Genomic DNA, 16,785 nt, shown 5'->3' with positions numbered 1-16,785 from the left:
GTCATTGCGGGGCTCGAAGCAATCTCATACTAATATAGATTGCTTCGAGCCTCGCAATGATGATATTATCAAAGGTTCCTACAAATTCCCCCTCAGCTCTTGCTCACGCTCCAGAGATTCAAACAAAGCTTTAAAGTTCCCCGCACCAAAACTTTGCGCACCTTTACGCTGAATAATTTCAAAGAAAAGCGTTGGGCGATCTTCTACTGGTTTAGTAAAAATCTGCAATAGATAACCTTCCTCATCACAATCTACTAAAATGCCCAGGCTCTCCAGTAGAGAAATTTCTTCATCAATTTTTCCAACACGCTGCGGCATCATATCATAATAGGCTTCTGGTGGAGCGCTTAAAAACTCAACTCCACGAGATTTTAGTTCTTTTACCGTTTTCACAATATCTTTTGTAGCCACGGCGATATGTTGTACGCCTTCCCCTTCATAGTACTCTAAGTATTCTTCAATTTGCGATTTCTTCTTGCCTTCAGCTGGCTCATTGATCGGAAACTTGGAGAATCCATTTCCGTTGCTCATCACTTTACTCATCAAAGCAGAGTATTCCGTATTGATTTGCTTATCATCAAAGGAAAGGATATTAACGAAGCCCATCACATCTTCATACCATTGTACGGCTTCATTCATACGGTTCCAACCCACATTGCCCACGCAATGATCGATGTATAAAAGTCCTGCATCTGCAGGTTGGTAATCACTTTCCCAAACACGATAACCCGGCATAAAGGTGCCGGTATAATTTTTCCGTTCGATAAACATGTGTACAGTTTCACCATAAGTGTAAATGCCGCTCATTTTTACTTCACCATACTCATCTGTCAAAGTTTTAGGCTCCATGTAAGGTTTAGCACCACGTTTGGTGGTTTCCTCAAAGGCGCTGTAAGCATCATCAACCCATAAAGCAAGTACCTTTACGCCGTCGCCATGTTTTTTCACGTGTTCCGATATCGAATGATCTGATTTCAAAGCAGTGGTTAAAATCAACCTAATTTTTCCCTGCTGTAAAACGTACGAGGCCCGATCACGAACCCCAGTCTCCGGACCAGCATAAGCCAGGCTCTGAAAGCCAAAGGCGGTTTTATAATAGTGAGCAGCCTGCTTTGCATTACCCACATAAAATTCTATATAATCTGTTCCGTTAATTGGCAGAAAATCCTGTGCTTTAGATATTTTTTCTGCAAATGTTAGTGTTTCCATATTTTTAGTATCAAGTATTTAGTATCAAGATGTGATGTGTAAGATTCTCATTTTACATCGTTCTTCCGAGCCGCGTCTACATTTATTCCACATTTATCTGCCAGCTTTTATGATAATTTTCATCTTCAATGTTAATTGCTTCTTGCGTAAGCATCAGTGGTTTAAAAGGATCAATCATTACGGCCAGTTCATCAGTTTTTTCTTTTCCGATTGATTTTTCAACCGTTCCGGGATGCGGGCCATGGGGAATGCCGCCTGGGTGAAGTGTAATTTGTCCTTTAACCACACTTTTTCGGCTCATAAAATCACCATCAACATAATAAAGCACCTCATCGCTATCTACATTGCTGTGGTTATATGGTGCCGGAATCGAATCGGGATGGTAATCATATTTTCGTGGAACGAAAGAGCATACAACAAAATTATGCCCCTCAAATGTTTGGTGAACGGGTGGTGGCTGGTGCAAACGACCAGTAATGGGTTCAAAATCATGGATAGAGAATGCGTAAGGATAATGATAGCCATCCCATCCAACATAATCGAAAGGATGAGTGCCATAAGTGTAGGGGTAAATTAATCCTTGTTTTTTAATGAGCACTTTAAAATCTCCGTACTCATCATGTGTCTGCAGGTTTTCTGGTAAACGTAAATCACGCTCACAATAGGGGGCGTGTTCCATCAACTGGCCGTATTGGTTTAAATATCTTTTGGGCGGCCTCAGCGGACTAAAACTTTCTACAATGAACAATCTGTTTTGCTCATTGTCAAATTCCATTTGGTAAATCGTTCCTCTTGGAATAATAAGATAATCGCCATAAGCAAATTTGATCTCCCCAAAGCCGGTTTTCAACTTTCCTGATCCCTCATGTACAAAAATCATCTCATCTGCCTGACTGTTTTTGTAAAAATAATCAGTCATTGATTTTCGGGGAGCTGCCAAAACGATGTGTAAATCACTATTGACTAAAACAGGTTTACGGCTTTTTAAAAAGTCATCTTCCGGCTTAATATTGAAGCCAATTAAACTGGTATGTTTTAAATGTTTTTCTCTGGCAATTTTCGGCTCAACACTATAAGGTTCACCCAAATGTTTAACAATGGTGGGCGGGTGGCAATGATAAACGAGCGAGTACAAACTTGAAAAACCTTCGGTTGAAACCAATTCTTCAGCATAAAGGTTACCATCAGGTTTACGAAAAACCGTATGGCGTTTTGCAGGTATTTGCCCCAATTTATGATAAACAGGCATAATGTATATTTTAGGTTAGAAAATAAAATCTAAAAGAATAAACAATCAAAACGCGAAGGCGTTTCAATTAATAGGAAGAATGCTCAGAATTACAGAGAATATTGAGCCATGATTAATTTTGACAGCATTTTATAGCGACGTGCAGCGATGGCATCGTTCACTAAGTTGATATGTAATGCTTTTAAAATCATGGTTTTGATTGTGCTAAAGTAACGAATTTATTTTGAAGAAGAAATTCTTTATATTTAATTCTAACCAAAATCAACATGAAAATTTTCTTAACACTCTCACTTTGCCTTACCATTTGTTTCACTGTTTCTGCACAAAAAAAATGGAAGTATAAAATAAAAATTTTTGAACATAGCGGTAAACGGCATCGCGGATTTTTTTATGCAGCAGAAGATAACCGACTGATTATAGTGAAGAGTAATGGAGATACCAGCAGATTAAGCGCCGAAAAAATTAGCCGGCTATATATTCACCGACGAGGGATTGTAGCGCCACTTGCAATTGCAGGTGCTTTGGTATTTTTCGTTTTGGCAGTCGAAAGTCCTGATGCACTAGAGTCTGCGGTTTTAATTTTTGTGGGCATTCCAGTGGGTGTTTCGTTGGGTTTGTTCACCGGTGAATTATTTGCAAACAAACGGTTTTATAAAAAATTAGAGGCGAAGGATTTTCCGTTAATCAAATCTGATTTGCAAAGGTACACCGAACTGAAATAAATTTGATCATGTTTTATTTCCTGCCCTAAATCACTAGCTTTACCACGTATTTTAACCAAATTTATATGAAACTCGTAAGTTATAAAACTGAAGACAGAGAGCATTTAGGGCTGTTTATCGATGGCCACATCTACAATTTAAACAGTTGTGATAAATTGCTGCCGGATAATATGAATGATTTTTTGCAAGGCGGAGAAGTGCTGATGGAACGGGCAAAAAAAGTTGATTTACAGATTAAAGACGGAAGCTTTTCAGCTAAGGAAGAAATTTTTTATGAAATCTTAGCGCCGGTTCCGCACCCAACGAGTTGCAGAGATGGTTACGCCTTCAGGCAACATGTAGCGGCAGCCCGCCGTAACCGTAAGGTTGATATGATTCCGCAATTTGATGAATACCCGATATTTTATTTTACCAATCATAACGCCATACAAGGAACAGGCGAAATAGCGTGTATGCCTGATCACTTTGAAAAACTTGATTTTGAGCTCGAGCTGGCTATTGTAATCGGCAAAAAAGGAAGAAATATAAAAGCTGCAGAAGCTGATGAATACATTGCCGGTTATATGGTGATGAATGATATGAGTGCCCGCACCTTACAAATGGAAGAGATGTTGCTGAATCTTGGTCCTGCTAAAGGCAAAGATTTCTCAACAGTGATTGGGCCCTGGCTGGTTACGCCTGATGAGTTGGAGCAGTATAAAGTAGCGGCAAAAGAAGGCCATGTAGGCAATGCGTATAACCTGAAGATGACTTGCCGTGTAAATGGAATTGAAGTTTCAAAAGGCAATGCAGCCGATATGGATTGGACATTTGCAGAGATTATTGAACGTTGCGCTTATGGTGTCGACATTCTTCCTGGGGATGTTATCGGATCGGGAACGGTGGGTACAGGTTGTTTTCTCGAGCTAAACGGAACAGGGTTACTCAACGATCCAAATTACAAAACACAATGGCTGCAACCTGGCGATGTAGTGGAAATGGAAATAACTGGTTTAGGTGCCTTAACGAATACCATCACAAAGGCTGAAACTGATTTTTCGATATTGGCTTTGAAGAAATAAAATTGTTGTTATTAAAAATTGAAATGTTTGAAAGTTGAAATGTGCAGGTAGCAAAATGACAATGCTTATAAACTAAGTATTTAAAGGTTTGGTTATGGCAAAAATTGAAAAGTTTGAGGATTTGGAAATCTGGCAATTGGCAAAACAAGTAGGGGTAGAGGCTTATCGTATTTCTGATTCTGAACCAATGAAATCTGACTTGGCTTGAAAGATCAGTTTCGACGAGCAGCCATGTCAATGTCTGATAATGTTGCCGAAGGTTTTGAGTATAATAACAACCCAGATTTTGTTCGATTTTTAACATATGCCAAAGGTTCTTCCGGTGAGTTTAGAAATAAGATAATAATACTACAGGCAGCTAACAAACTTTCGCAAAATGATTTCAATTTTTTGTATGATAAGTGTGTTGAATTTTCAGCAAAAACTAAGCGGTTTATTGATTATCTAAGAGATTTCGAATTAAAAAAGAAGAAATTAAAGGGCAAAAGGTAGAATCTTAAACTCGTTTTATTTAGAATTGATTGCTATAACATGAAACATTATAACTTTTCCAATATCAAGTATTGCGTCTCAAAAAACTTCCAACATTAAAACATCTAACCGTCCAACATTAAAACATTTAACCTTCCAACCTTAAAACCTCTACTGTGTTAACCTTAAAAACTGAAGATTTAACTCCTGTGCAATTGCAAGATTACCTGCAATACGCCATCGCTCCGCGGCCAATTTGTTTTGCATCCACTGTTGATGCTGAAGGAAACATTAACCTGAGTCCGTTTAGTTTTTTTAATATGTTTAGCACAAAGCCGCCCATTTGTGTTTTTTCGCCGGCCAGGCGTGTGCGTGATAATACAACTAAACACACCTTAGAAAACGTTCTCGAAGTAAAAGAGTGTGTCATCAATATTGTGAATTATGATATGGTTCAGCAAATGAGCCTCGCGAGTACGGAATACGCAAAAGGCGTGAACGAATTTGATAAGGCAGGTTTTACGATGCTACAATCTGAATTGGTTGCCCCACCAAGAGTGGCAGAAGCACCTGTTCAGTTCGAATGTGTGGTCAATCAGGTTATTCCTTTGGGCGATAATCATGGTGCCGGAAACTTAATTTTAGCAGAAATTAAGCTGATTCACATCAATGAAAATGTGCTTGATGGAAATGGTAAAATTGATCAGCAAAAAATTGATTTGGTTGCCCGCTTGGGTGGGGATTGGTATTGCAGGATTACAGAAAGCAATCTGTTTAAAGTGGCTAAGCCGTTGGCCAAACTCGGAATCGGTGTTGATGCTTTACCAAAATCTGTCCGGTTATCAAAGGTTCTTACAGGAAACGATTTGGGTATGCTGGGCAATATTGAGCATTTACCAAACGAAGATGAAATTGATCTGGTTGCAAATCATCCAGAGGTAAAAGAAGTTTTGGATGCGACAATAGGAGATGTGACTAACAGAGAACGTGAACTTCATGAACTGGCTAGAAATTTTCTTAAAAATGGTGATGTGGATATTGCATTAAAAGTTGTTTTACTTTAAATTTAATTGTTAAAACCAAACACTATGCATACCATCGTTCAGGTTGATCAATACATCATCAATTCAGCGGAATTTGCAATTCCTATTTTGGATCATCTCAGAAATCTTATCCATAAAGCAGATGCTCGAATAGAGGAAAAAATGAAGTGGAGTATGCCTTTTTTCGATCTAAAGGGTTCGGTTTGCCATTTCGCCTCGTTTAAAAATCACTGTGCTTTCGGCTTCTGGAAAGGCTCCCTAATGAAAGATGAGTATAATCTTTTTAAAGATAGGAACAATGCAATGGGTTCATTGGGTAAAATCACATCTATTAAAGATCTCCCCGCCGACGAAATTTTAATCGCCTATATTTTAGAAGCCATCCAGCTCAATGAAGATGGAATCAAACTTCCACCAAAGCCAAAAGCTACTGAAAAACCAACGCTCGTTGTTCCACAATACTTTATCGATGCGCTGCAGGAAGATCCATCCGCTTTAAGTATTTTTCAAAATTTTAGCGAATCGAACAAACGCGAATATGTGAATTGGCTGGAAGAAGCAAAAACCGAAGCGACCAAACTGAAAAGATTGGATACAGCCGTTGAATGGATTGCTGAAGGTAAACCCAGGATGTGGAAGTATCTGAAAAAATAAGCTTAGATAATACTTACGATTTTCATGAAACGCGTTTTGTAATGCCCGTTTAGAGGCGTAATGGTTACGCCTTTGGCTTTTCCTGAGGAAGCGTGAATGAATTTAATGCCATCAGCATCAACCGAATAAACAATTCCTACATGACCAACTCTTCTAACGCTGGAATTACTTCCCGTAAAAATCAATACATCGCCTACCTTGGCATTTTCCAAATTAGTTTCTTTACCGGCGCCACTAAACTCTCTTGATGAGCGTGGTACTTTGAAGCCAAAGTTGCTGAAAACGTAACTAACGAAGCCAGAACAATCGAATCCTAATTTCGGATTGCTCGTTGCATATCGGTAACGGATACCCAACATGCTTTTTGCAAAGTCGATTAATGTTTCTGATTTGGTTTCCTTTTGATTATTGGTTGCTTTAGCATCTTTCGGAAGATTCGCAACCAACTTTTTTACCATTTCCTGGTATTGTGCGGGTATTATGGTTTGGGCTTTTACTGCAGTGGCAGACAAAATGAAAAACAGAATTGGAATTATTTTCTTCATATGTTGGTGCCAAAGATATAAAAATATTTTAAGGCACATTAAAATGTTGAAAACCAGTTGAAACAAAAAAGCCCAAGCTAAACTCGGGCAGATTTGTTAAATATCTGAATGGAATTTTTCCTCTTCGATTGCCTGGAAACCATAAAATCCAGCTAAAAAGGGTGCAATCAGGTGAATTTATTTCAAATGTGAAAATCAATTATATGTGAACAAATGATTTGTTAACAACTGAAATGACTACAACTGAAAGGCGGTTTTACGGTGTAGTTACCGCTACAGGTAAAATTTTTCCATTAAAAAATTTTTGTCCTGTTTTAGCAAAATCGGCAACATATTTACCCATTTCAAAAGCCATCACCGGGCTTTGGTAGCCTGGAAACGCTGCTTCCAGCATTTCGGTTTGCGCAGAACCTAAAGCCAGGCAATTTACTTTTATGCCGCTTTCAGCCAATTCGAATGCCAAACATTCTGTTAAGGTATGTAGTGCCGCTTTACTGGCCGAATAAGCCGATAAACCAGGGAATTTCACGCTGCCTTGAAAACCACCCATACTGCCGATGTTTACGATATGGCTTCCACTTTTCAACAGTGGCAAAGTGTTTTGTATCATTCGGAAATGGGATATTACGTTGCTTTGCAGCATTTCACCCAGATCCGTCTCAGTGGTTTCTAAAAAGGGTTTGTTAACTAGCGAACCGGCATTGTTTATCAAGATATCAATATGACCTAATCTTTCTTTTAAAAATGGAATTAAGGCGGCATAATCATCATTAACAATATCGAATTCAACGGGTAATAGCGTGCAATCGGGGTTGATGCCTTTGGCAATTTCCAAAAGTTTTCGCAGTTTATCTGCGGTACGTGCAATAGCAACAATTTTATTTTCTTTGTGTAAACTAAACTCTAATGCAGTTTCAAAACCAATTCCACTGCTTGCCCCGGTAATTATAACATTCATTTTTTATCTTCTAAATCTGCAGCAAATCTAATCATTCACAATCAATTGGCTTACCGGATTTTTAATCACATGAAGTCCATCGTTAATCAATTTATGATGATCAGCTTCTCTGTTGGCTTTGAGTTCCAGGTAAATTTGAACTTCTTTTTCCAGCTGGTGGTATATTTTTTTATGATAAACAATTTCTAAAATTTCCAGAGCGCAGAGCCAATCATATCTGAAGTTATTTTTTAATTGGTTGAAAATTTCTGGCAATTGGTCTAAATGTTCACCGCTGTCCCTAATGTGGCGAACTGATTTGTATAATTGATGAAGTTTAACTGTTTTCTCGTCGTATGTAATGGCATGCGTTTTTTCCTGGCTAATCAAAGTAATTTCCTCAAAGGCATCTTTGTCTGCTGCACCATTAAACACTGAAACAATTTTTTCGCCAACGGCCATATCATAATTTCCCCATTCTGGTTTAAATAGAATATTGCCATTACTTTCTGTCACTGTACAATCTCTGAAAACAATTAAAATTACCTTTTCATTTACTCTTATAACATCCTTTACGTTACCTTTTACGGTTATTCCGCTTTCAAAGACCAGTTTTGTATTGTTACCGGCGAAGCAACCCAAAGCGATCATTTCCGCTGCAGTATAATCTTCTAAAGGCTTAATGGCATTTTTTAATTTTCCAACTGGAGATGAAAAACCATCCTGATGGTAATTTTTGCCGTGGCCTTCTAATTGTTTGCCATTAACAGCCAATGCAGACGGACCAGTTGTTTTAATAAAGGTTAAGTCGTCATTGGCAGCAATACCAATATCGGTAAACACACCGCTAACCTGTAATCCAGAACTGTAAACAGCGGTTGCTACGTTTTTACAGGCAATGGCTTTCATTACGCTTTCGGCACCACCAACCCTAAATGCCATGGTATTGGCAAATTGTTCCAAAACATCAATTAAATTTTGGAAAGTTTCGGTAACAAAAAGTTGTGGCTGTGGCTGCGTAATGTCGTAAGCATAATTAATAGTATCGATGTTATACCAAAGTTTTTCAACCTCTGGTTGCATACAAGTAGCACTTTCTCCAATTGATGACAACAAACCTGCGCCATAAATTTTTGGATTTTCTAAGCTGCCAATTAAACCATATTCTACCGTCCACCAGTGTAAGCGGCCCAGTAACGCCATTTCAGAAGGCTCGCCCATATTTTCGTTAATGTAACGAAGCTCTTTTTCTGCTTTGGCGATTTGCACATCATCCGCATCAGCAGCTTCCTTTAAAATAGAAAGTCTTCTGATGGCTTCATAAAGTTCAAAATCCTTCGCCGAAAACATCGCCTTTGCTCCAATAGAGCCAAAGTAACTGAGATAATTGTTATAATCGGTATCTGCAATGATGGGCGCATGGCCGGCACTTTCATGGATAATATCAGGAGCAGGGGTATATTCGATATGATTGATTTGTCTGATGTCGGCTGCAATCACCAAAACTCTGTAAGCTTGATATTCCATAAACGCTGCCGGAGGAATAAAACCATCAACAGTTACAGCACCCCAGCCAATTTTGCCTAAATTATCGTTCATGGTTTGCAAATCAGGGATATATTCGATGCTTAAACCAGCTCGTTGCAAACCCTTAATGTATGGGTAATAGGCAACGTTTTTTAAATAACTATAGTTTTGACGCATAACATAACGCCAAACCGCTTGATCTATTGGGGTATATTTTTCGTAGTTCTGGGCTACAATAAATTGTTTTAAATGCCGGGGTAGTTTTGCTACTTGCGCATTGTTAAAGTCATTAAAATGGCTCATAGGTTATGAAAATAAGTTGGTCGGAAGCTAAGATATGGTGTTGCTTTTACGTTAGCAAATTAGCGACCGCCTAAATTAACAGCCTAACGTAATAAAGGTTTGATGCAATAATTTCTAATTTTAAACCATTAGATTCTTGATCAGGAAACCTAAGCCTGTATTCCATTTTTAGCTTAAGTCAGGCTGTTCGCTAAATTCCCGATGAAAAATCGGGAGATATTGCTGCCATCCCGTTTATACCCCCCGGCTGTTGCAAATTAATAAAGAAGGTTGTCCGCTAGCAGTTGAAAACTTAAATCTGATTACAAAACGGGCCCCTTAAACCCGACCTAGTGAAAAGCCCGTAATTCCGATTTTTTATCGGGAGCGGACTTGTAACGGGGGCGGGGCGGCAAAAACCTACAGGCAGTTCACCTGCTTTCCAAAAAAAATTAATGCTTTTTATCAGCTTTCTTTTCGCCAATTTTTTTTACGCTGAAAGTGAAATAGTGTTGGTATAAATAGCTGAAGAGTGCCATCAAGACTGAAACCAATATCCTCGAAAGCATGGACAATGTGGGATAATCTCTCAAAAGTTCAAGTAAAAATTTAAGCAAAACGTAGTTCGCTAGAATGTTAATAAATTGGAGATTTAGGAATCGAAATAGTTGTACCCGCCCTTTCAATTCACTATGTGTAAAAATGATGTATTTATTTAATAGGAAACTTGTAGGTATAGCAACACAATAATCTACTATTAATGATGCAGTTTCTCTTTGTAAAACTAAAAAACCGAAATCTACTTCCTTGTTTTTGAAAATGAAAAAATATGCAAAATAATAGCTAATTATTCCAAGTGCCAAGGTACTTCCTCCCGTAGCCAGATATCTGAAGTTATGTAAGGAAATAAATTTTTTAAACGGAGGATAAAAAAAATCTATAAAAGCTAAAATCGCCTTGCGCATCATTGAATAATTTCGCCAAAAATATAAAGATTTGCTGCAATAGTTAAATATATTCCGAAATCATCAAATGCTACCGCTGGTTATTGGTATAGTAAATGGGCTGTGATACGAAATCAATTACGGCACACCAGGTGTAAGTTGGGTGCCTTTGAATACCTACACCAACAGTATTAAATTTGTTTTTCTGATCGAGAATGTTCAACCGATGCCCCAAAGAAGGCACTCCGCAGTCTAAAAGTAAATGGCAAACAATATCAAGGCTATTTGCATAACCGAAGTCGATATTTTCGCTCATGTTTTTGTTGGGGAAATATCTGGCCAAGCGTTTCGCAAACTTAGTTCCATCACTGCTTTCATGTGTATCAATATTGTTGTTATTTAAATCCTGCGCATGGTTTTTACTCAATAAAGTTAATTTTTCATCAGGATAGTACAAGGGCAAGTTTTTTACAGCTTGTAAATGTTTTAGCAGTGAAACGTAATAGGTGTTATTTCTGGCGATTTTAAGCTGATGATAATTGCGGTACTTTTTAACCTTCGCATTGTAATTGTTAATATAATCTTCCAGGAACGTGTAATAAAATTTTTCACCGTCAATACGGATCAAATTCATATACATTACGATGTTTTTTTCTTCGTTGCTTAAGTAGGGAATATTGGCTGCCGTGTTTGCGCTTCGAAATTCGGCGTCGGTCCAGGTTTGTGCCGATAGACCAGCGCTCAGCATAATTAAAAATAAAAAAGGTAGTAGCAGTTTGGTCATCAGGGTAATTTCATCAATAACGGCTGTAAGACGTATTTATTTTCAAGAGTGAAACTTAATATGTAAGAAGATAGAAGTAAGTAATTAGTTACAGCCTGCAAGGCTCGGGCAATTGAAATATTACTAATTTTAAAATATGAAAAAACTGGGCATATTCGCTTTGCTTTTAACTGTGGCAACCGCTTTAAAAGCACAGGTTGATACTACTGCAATTTATGAAATTGCAAATGCTGTAAAAAAGGAATTTGCTCCCGATAAACGATCGGTTTATTTCGGTTTTCACTTTAAGGGCGATACTATTTTTGTAGAAAGCAGCTCGGAAAAAGCTTTAGAGGTTTTCAATGCAAAAACCAAAACGCTTACCGGAATGGTCAAAGTGAGTAAAAGTCTTCCTTCACAGTTACTGAACGGAATGGAATACGGATTAGCCAATCTATCAGTTTGTAACAACAGAGCAGCGCCTCAAAATGCTGCAGAGATGATGACGCAAATGACTCTGGGAACACCTGTTGAAGTGCTTAAAAAACAAGGTGGTTACTATCTAGTGCGAACACCAGATGGTTATCTATCTTATACTGATGGTGCTGCGGTAAGTTTAATGAACAGAGAAACACTGGAAAAGTGGAAGAAGGCCAAACGAATAATTTACCTGGCAGACTACGGCCATGCCTATAGTAAAGCAGAGGAAACATCAATGCGTGTTTCTGACTTAGTAAAAGGAAATATTTTAGAAGTAAGTGCAGAAGATAAAAAGTTTTACAAAGTGATATTTCCAGATCGAAGAATTGGCTTTGTGAAGAAAACTGACGCTACCTTATTTGCTGATTGGAGGAAACAAGTGAACCCTAATGCCGAGTCCGTATTGGCAACGGCCAAAACATTAATGGGTGTGCCTTACTTGTGGGGTGGAACATCAATAAAAGGCGTGGATTGCAGTGGATTTACAAAAACAAGCTACTTTTTAAACGGAGTTGTAATACCCAGAGATGCTTCGCAGCAAGCCTTAATTGGCGAAAATATTGATGTTCTTGAAAATGATTCGACGAGCCTGGAGAAATGTTTAAAAAATTTGAAAGCCGGAGATTTACTTTTCTTTTCGGCGGCCAAAATTAGAGGAATAGCAAATGGCAAAGTTACACATACGGCAATTTACATGGGCGCTGGAACTTTTATCCAATCTGCAGGTATGGTCCGCATCAACAGTCTGGATCCTAAAGCATCAAATTTCGACGAGCGGGAATTTAAAACCCTGGTGAGCGCACGAAGAATTCTCAATCAAATTGGCCAGCCTGAAATCACCAGAGTTGATCAACATGATTGGTATGGAAAATAACTGGTAGAAAACCAAAAAGGCATCAGTGTTATTAATCTGATGCCTTTTTGAATATTCCTATTTTACAAAAACATGCCACCTGAAATTTCAATGCGTTGAGCGTTGATCCATCTTGCTTCTTCCGTACATAAAAACGCAACCACTCCGCCAATATCATCTGGTAAGCCAACGCGTCCCAAAGCAGTTTGCGAAGCAATCCCGGCATTCATTTGTTCGTTATCACGCACTACGCCTCCGCCAAAATCAGTTTCAATAGCACCTGGCGCAACAATGTTAGATCTAATTCCTCTTGCACCTAACTCTTTTGCCTGATATTTGGTTAAGGTTTCCATTGCACCTTTCATTGATGCATAAGCTGCATAACCTGGTAAGCTAAATCTGGCTAAACCGGTAGAAACGTTAATGATTGCGCCGCCATCGTTTAAATAAGAAAGTGCTTTCTGCGTTAAGAAGAATGGGCCTTTGAATTGGATATTTACCAGTGTATCGAATTGTTCTTCGCTGGTTTCAGCAAAAGAAGCATGAATACCTATTCCTGCATTGTTAACTAAGAAATCGAATTGATCTGCATTGAAGACAGATTTTAAGATAGATTTAACCTCTGTAAAGAAAGCATCAAATGATGCAGATTCTCCAACATTTAGTTGCACTGCAGCTGCATTTACGCCCAACTGTTTAATTTCTGCAACAGTTTCTTCCGCTTCTTCCTTTTTTGAATGGTAAGTTACTATTACGTCAATTCCCTTTTCAGCAATTTTCAATGCTGCATTCTTGCCTAAACCACGGCTTCCGCCGGTTACCAAAGCAATTTTATTTTGTGTTCCCATTTTTCTTTTTATTTGATAAACAAAATTAAAAGTAAATGAGCTAAAAAAATGGTGATACGTTAAGGAAAAATGGTGAGCATTTAAGTTTTATATGGTGACAATTTCCTTTTTTTCGGCTAATGACTTAAAATAATCTTCACGAAACTGTTTGGGAGTTTGCCCTGAGAAGTGTTTAAAAAACTTAGTAAAGTTCGATGGATCGTAAGTAAGCGTTCTTGCAATTTCAGCTATAGGCATGCTTACATTTTTTAGCATCGATTTTGAAATTTCCATTAAACGTTCTTCAAAGAAAAAACATGGCGAATGGCCTGTAGCGGATTTAATCGTATTGCTAAAATGGGTCGGATGAACATGCAATATTTCAGCGAAATCCCTCACCTCAAACATTTCTGTTGCCCGGCCGGAAACAATGTCATCAAGGTGTTTATCTAGTTCTATCAAATAATCGGCAGCGATTTCGTGTTGGCGGGCAAAGAATTTCTGTGGAATAGGCATGGTTCGCGATTTTAGGATATAACAAATATAGTATGGCAGCGATTGAATAGGAAATTTGATGTAGGGCGTACTTAATTTATGACCAAGGGATTATGTTTTGTAGGCATTCTACAGCTTGAAGACATGCAATGACTCAACGAAACGTTCACGCTGGTACCAGTCGTTGTATACCAGTTCAATTTGATCTACGGTAAAAGTACCAAAATCGAAACCTCTGTACTGTTCAATTAAACTTAATAATCTTGTCGGATTTCTTAATTTATCCCTAAACCTCATGATAGTAGCATGTGCCGTTTGAATGGTATAACGTTTATCAATGCTTTGTTGTAAGGCCGAATTTTTAAAAGCCAAACGTAAATCATCTCTAATCTCATTTAATGTATCGGTTAAAAAACCTTGAATTAATATACAAGATGGGGATGCAGTAAGTCCTTTGAATTGAATTTTAAAGCTTTTGTGCTTCTTTAAAACTTGATTAATTAATTGAATATAATCCTGAATATCGATCTGACTTAATTCAAAACCTGCGTAACATGAAATGATAGACATTACCGTGATGTGAATATCTGAATCTTGATAATAATATTGATCCGGCTCTATTGCTTTTACTTCAGTTAAAAACCTTTGAATATTCATTTTAGTGTTTTGATCTGGCCTAATCACTAAAGTAATTCCAAAACGCTGGTCTTTCTCGTCATCAATTAAATGATCGATTTCATAATTCCCAGCGGTGATTTTGGCTGCAGCTGTGGTATAAAGTTTATTGTAATGTTCGGTTAAATTCATTTTTTTTTACAAAAAAAGTCGCAGGCTTTTAACCTGCGACTAAATATTAAAGATGCTGAATTCTAGTCAGCATAAAGAAATCTATGCCAATAGATTTTTCCAGCTTACCGCATTGCCTACAATGGTTCCCAAATCTGCAATGGCAATACGTTCCTGTTCCATGCTATCGCGATGGCGAATGGTAACCGTATTATCCTCTAAGCTTTGGTGGTCAATGGTTAAACAAAAAGGCGTACCAATTGCATCCTGACGGCGATAACGTTTACCAATTGCATCTTTTTCTTCATAAATACAGTTGAAATCGAATTTCAATGCATCCATAATTTCACGGGCTTTTTCCGGTAAACCATCTTTTTTAGTTAACGGGAAAACCGCAACTTTATAAGGCGCTAAAGCAGGGTGCAAACGCAATAAAGTACGACTATCTTGTTTATCCTCAGTGCTTAAATCCTGTTCTTCAAACGCGTTAATCATCGTTAATAAAAACATACGGTCTAAACCGATTGAAGTTTCGATCACGTAAGGCACATAGTTTCCGTACGGTTTACCATCCTCATTTAAATCGTTATCGAAATACTGCATTTTCTTACCAGAAAACTCCTGGTGTTGTGTTAAATCGAAATCGGTTCTACTGTGAATACCTTCCACTTCCTTAAATCCAAATGGGAATTCAAATTCAATATCCGTCGCGGCATTGGCGTAATGCGCTAGCTTAACGTGGTCGTGGTAACGGTATTTTTCAGGAGAAGTGCCTAAAGCTTTGTGCCATTTTAAGCGGGCTTCTTTCCAGTATTCAAACCATTTTTTGTCTTCACCCGGGCGAACGAAAAATTGCATTTCCATTTGCTCAAATTCACGCATACGCATAATGAATTGACGGGCAATGACTTCATTTCTAAAAGCTTTACCAATTTGCGCAATACCGAAAGGAATTTTCATTCTTCCTGATTTTTGAACATTCAAAAAGTTTACGAAAATACCTTGTGCCGTTTCCGGACGAAGATAAACTTCATCGCTTCCCTCAGCCATTGCACCAAATTGTGTGCTAAACATCAGGTTAAACTGGCGAACATCCGTCCAGTTTGATGTTTTAGAAATCGGGCAAATTACTTTATAATCAACAATTAAATCTTTCAGCTGTGCTAAGTTTTCAGATTTAAGTGCCAGATTCATTTCAACCTCAAGCGTTAAACCTTTTTTCACAAATCTCCAGCTTGCTTCATCAACGAAAGGATATTTAGCATTGTCTAAAATTCCTTCCTCATCCTTGAAACTTGGTACCCAAGCCGCTTGTCCTTCATCACTTAAACCTAAAATTTCTTGTTGAAATTCTTCGAATTTAGCTTTGTTATCAGCAGAAAAGTTAGCGAGTTCAGAATATAATTCATCAATTTTATTTTCCAATAGCTGGTCGGCACGGTAGCGTTTTTTCGAATCCTTATTATCAATCATCGGGTCGTTAAAACCATCAACGTGTCCGCTGGCTTTCCATACTTTCGGGTGCATAAAAATTGCAGAGTCAATACCCACAATATTTTCATGCATTTGCACCATGGCTTTCCACCAGTACGTTTTAATGTTATTTTTCAACTCGGCACCCAACTGGCCGTAATCGTAAACGGCACTTAAGCCATCATATATTTCGCTGCTTTGGAACACGAAACCGTATTCTTTAGCGTGTGATATTACATTTTTAAATTGTTCGTCGTTATTCTTTTGAGCCATAATAGGGGCAAAGATAATAAAAAGGCGGAGGGTTTAAAGGTATAAGCCTGAAGGTTTTTGAGCTGGAATGATCAGCCGATTTGCAAAGTCTCCATAAGAAGATTTAGGGGTAACGCAATTGCAGTGAAAATTGGTTTGTTCAGCCCCGCTTTCCGCTTTACTACGTTACACTTCGTGCTCGCTGCAATCGG

General features: G+C 38.1%; 17 protein-coding genes. 6 read left to right on the top strand and 11 right to left on the bottom strand.

From position 1 onward, the window contains the following. Positions 1-78: 78 nt before the first annotated feature. Positions 79-1,209 (bottom strand): 4-hydroxyphenylpyruvate dioxygenase, encoded by a 1,131-nt coding sequence (hppD, locus tag EA772_RS21580; protein ID WP_124914897.1) that lies wholly within the window; start codon positions 1,207-1,209, stop codon positions 79-81. 82 nt (positions 1,210-1,291) lie between these two features. Then, positions 1,292-2,458, bottom strand: coding sequence for a homogentisate 1,2-dioxygenase (locus tag EA772_RS21575; protein ID WP_124914896.1), 1,167 nt, complete (start codon positions 2,456-2,458; stop codon positions 1,292-1,294). Positions 2,459-2,724: 266 nt separating this feature from the next. On the opposite strand from EA772_RS21575, the gene EA772_RS21570 reads away from it, so the two are divergent. The 5 genes from EA772_RS21570 to EA772_RS21550 all read left to right on the top strand — a co-directional run bounded on the left by EA772_RS21570 (position 2,725) and on the right by EA772_RS21550 (position 6,409). After that, positions 2,725-3,180 carry a hypothetical protein gene (locus EA772_RS21570; protein ID WP_124914895.1) on the top strand — a complete coding sequence of 152 codons (456 nt, stop codon included), beginning with the start codon at positions 2,725-2,727 and terminating at the stop codon, positions 3,178-3,180. A 65-nt stretch (positions 3,181-3,245) separates the two neighbouring features. Next, the gene (locus EA772_RS21565; RefSeq protein ID WP_124914894.1) at positions 3,246-4,241 is read left to right on the top strand and encodes a fumarylacetoacetate hydrolase family protein; all 996 of its coding nucleotides are present in this window, start codon (positions 3,246-3,248) and stop codon (positions 4,239-4,241) included. Between the two features lie 204 nt (positions 4,242-4,445). Next, a complete protein-coding gene (locus tag EA772_RS21560; RefSeq protein WP_246834010.1) occupies positions 4,446-4,733 on the top strand; it encodes a four helix bundle protein in 288 nt (95 codons plus the stop codon). Between the two features lie 155 nt (positions 4,734-4,888). After that, on the top strand, positions 4,889-5,776 hold the full coding sequence (locus EA772_RS21555; protein WP_124914893.1) for a flavin reductase family protein: 888 nt from the start codon (positions 4,889-4,891) through the stop codon (positions 5,774-5,776). Positions 5,777-5,800: 24 nt separating this feature from the next. Next, positions 5,801-6,409 carry a YdeI family protein gene (locus EA772_RS21550; RefSeq protein ID WP_124914892.1) on the top strand — a complete coding sequence of 203 codons (609 nt, stop codon included), beginning with the start codon at positions 5,801-5,803 and terminating at the stop codon, positions 6,407-6,409. Positions 6,410-6,411: 2 nt separating this feature from the next. On the opposite strand, the gene EA772_RS21545 is transcribed toward EA772_RS21550, so the two are convergent. The 5 genes from EA772_RS21545 to EA772_RS21525 form a co-directional block, all read right to left on the bottom strand. Continuing rightward, positions 6,412-6,954, bottom strand: a complete 543-nt coding sequence (locus EA772_RS21545; protein ID WP_029204591.1) for a C40 family peptidase — start codon at positions 6,952-6,954, stop codon at positions 6,412-6,414. Positions 6,955-7,210: 256 nt separating this feature from the next. Next, positions 7,211-7,912 carry an SDR family oxidoreductase gene (locus tag EA772_RS21540; RefSeq protein ID WP_124914891.1) on the bottom strand — a complete coding sequence of 234 codons (702 nt, stop codon included), beginning with the start codon at positions 7,910-7,912 and terminating at the stop codon, positions 7,211-7,213. A gap of 27 nt (positions 7,913-7,939) precedes the next feature. After that, positions 7,940-9,721 carry an aromatic amino acid hydroxylase gene (locus tag EA772_RS21535; protein WP_124914890.1) on the bottom strand — a complete coding sequence of 594 codons (1,782 nt, stop codon included), beginning with the start codon at positions 9,719-9,721 and terminating at the stop codon, positions 7,940-7,942. A 431-nt stretch (positions 9,722-10,152) separates the two neighbouring features. Beyond that, positions 10,153-10,665, bottom strand: coding sequence for a GtrA family protein (locus EA772_RS22505; RefSeq protein ID WP_116167461.1), 513 nt, complete (start codon positions 10,663-10,665; stop codon positions 10,153-10,155). Between the two features lie 70 nt (positions 10,666-10,735). Further along, positions 10,736-11,428: a CAP domain-containing protein gene (locus EA772_RS21525; RefSeq protein ID WP_124914888.1), complete on the bottom strand. Its 693-nt coding sequence runs from the start codon at positions 11,426-11,428 to the stop codon at positions 10,736-10,738. A gap of 136 nt (positions 11,429-11,564) precedes the next feature. On the opposite strand from EA772_RS21525, the gene EA772_RS21520 reads away from it, so the two are divergent. After that, complete coding sequence (locus EA772_RS21520; RefSeq protein WP_124914887.1) at positions 11,565-12,761, top strand: SH3 domain-containing C40 family peptidase; 1,197 nt, start codon at positions 11,565-11,567, stop codon at positions 12,759-12,761. 62 nt (positions 12,762-12,823) lie between these two features. On the opposite strand, the gene EA772_RS21515 is transcribed toward EA772_RS21520, so the two are convergent. From EA772_RS21515 to EA772_RS21500, 4 genes are all read right to left on the bottom strand, one after another. Beyond that, positions 12,824-13,588 (bottom strand): SDR family oxidoreductase, encoded by a 765-nt coding sequence (locus tag EA772_RS21515; RefSeq protein WP_124914886.1) that lies wholly within the window; start codon positions 13,586-13,588, stop codon positions 12,824-12,826. 87 nt (positions 13,589-13,675) lie between these two features. After that, complete coding sequence (locus EA772_RS21510) at positions 13,676-14,083, bottom strand: AraC family transcriptional regulator (protein ID WP_010600611.1); 408 nt, start codon at positions 14,081-14,083, stop codon at positions 13,676-13,678. A gap of 108 nt (positions 14,084-14,191) precedes the next feature. Further along, a complete protein-coding gene (locus tag EA772_RS21505) occupies positions 14,192-14,869 on the bottom strand; it encodes a 2'-5' RNA ligase family protein (protein WP_124914885.1) in 678 nt (225 codons plus the stop codon). A gap of 81 nt (positions 14,870-14,950) precedes the next feature. Beyond that, positions 14,951-16,594, bottom strand: a complete 1,644-nt coding sequence (locus tag EA772_RS21500; protein WP_124914884.1) for a glycine--tRNA ligase — start codon at positions 16,592-16,594, stop codon at positions 14,951-14,953. Positions 16,595-16,785 lie beyond the last annotated feature (191 nt).

Origin of the sequence: Pedobacter sp. G11, from assembly GCF_003860265.1 — a bacterium.
In the GTDB taxonomy this organism is placed as follows: domain Bacteria; phylum Bacteroidota; class Bacteroidia; order Sphingobacteriales; family Sphingobacteriaceae; genus Pedobacter; species Pedobacter agri.
The sequence above is the reverse complement of the archived record's forward strand: the minus strand, read 5'-3'. Positions and strand labels throughout refer to the sequence as shown.

Coding starts and splice junctions, on each gene's coding strand:
- EA772_RS21520 (WP_124914887.1), top strand. CDS start 11,565: ATGAAAAAACTGGGCATATTCGCTTTGCTTTTAACTGTGGCAACCGCT.
- EA772_RS21545 (WP_029204591.1), bottom strand. CDS start 6,954: ATGAAGAAAATAATTCCAATTCTGTTTTTCATTTTGTCTGCCACTGCA.
- EA772_RS21550 (WP_124914892.1), top strand. CDS start 5,801: ATGCATACCATCGTTCAGGTTGATCAATACATCATCAATTCAGCGGAA.
- hppD (WP_124914897.1), bottom strand. CDS start 1,209: ATGGAAACACTAACATTTGCAGAAAAAATATCTAAAGCACAGGATTTT.
- EA772_RS21570 (WP_124914895.1), top strand. CDS start 2,725: ATGAAAATTTTCTTAACACTCTCACTTTGCCTTACCATTTGTTTCACT.
- EA772_RS21500 (WP_124914884.1), bottom strand. CDS start 16,594: ATGGCTCAAAAGAATAACGACGAACAATTTAAAAATGTAATATCACAC.
- EA772_RS21575 (WP_124914896.1), bottom strand. CDS start 2,458: ATGCCTGTTTATCATAAATTGGGGCAAATACCTGCAAAACGCCATACG.
- EA772_RS21565 (WP_124914894.1), top strand. CDS start 3,246: ATGAAACTCGTAAGTTATAAAACTGAAGACAGAGAGCATTTAGGGCTG.
- EA772_RS22505 (WP_116167461.1), bottom strand. CDS start 10,665: ATGCGCAAGGCGATTTTAGCTTTTATAGATTTTTTTTATCCTCCGTTT.
- EA772_RS21510 (WP_010600611.1), bottom strand. CDS start 14,083: ATGCCTATTCCACAGAAATTCTTTGCCCGCCAACACGAAATCGCTGCC.
- EA772_RS21505 (WP_124914885.1), bottom strand. CDS start 14,869: ATGAATTTAACCGAACATTACAATAAACTTTATACCACAGCTGCAGCC.
- EA772_RS21515 (WP_124914886.1), bottom strand. CDS start 13,588: ATGGGAACACAAAATAAAATTGCTTTGGTAACCGGCGGAAGCCGTGGT.
- EA772_RS21525 (WP_124914888.1), bottom strand. CDS start 11,428: ATGACCAAACTGCTACTACCTTTTTTATTTTTAATTATGCTGAGCGCT.
- EA772_RS21540 (WP_124914891.1), bottom strand. CDS start 7,912: ATGAATGTTATAATTACCGGGGCAAGCAGTGGAATTGGTTTTGAAACT.
- EA772_RS21535 (WP_124914890.1), bottom strand. CDS start 9,721: ATGAGCCATTTTAATGACTTTAACAATGCGCAAGTAGCAAAACTACCC.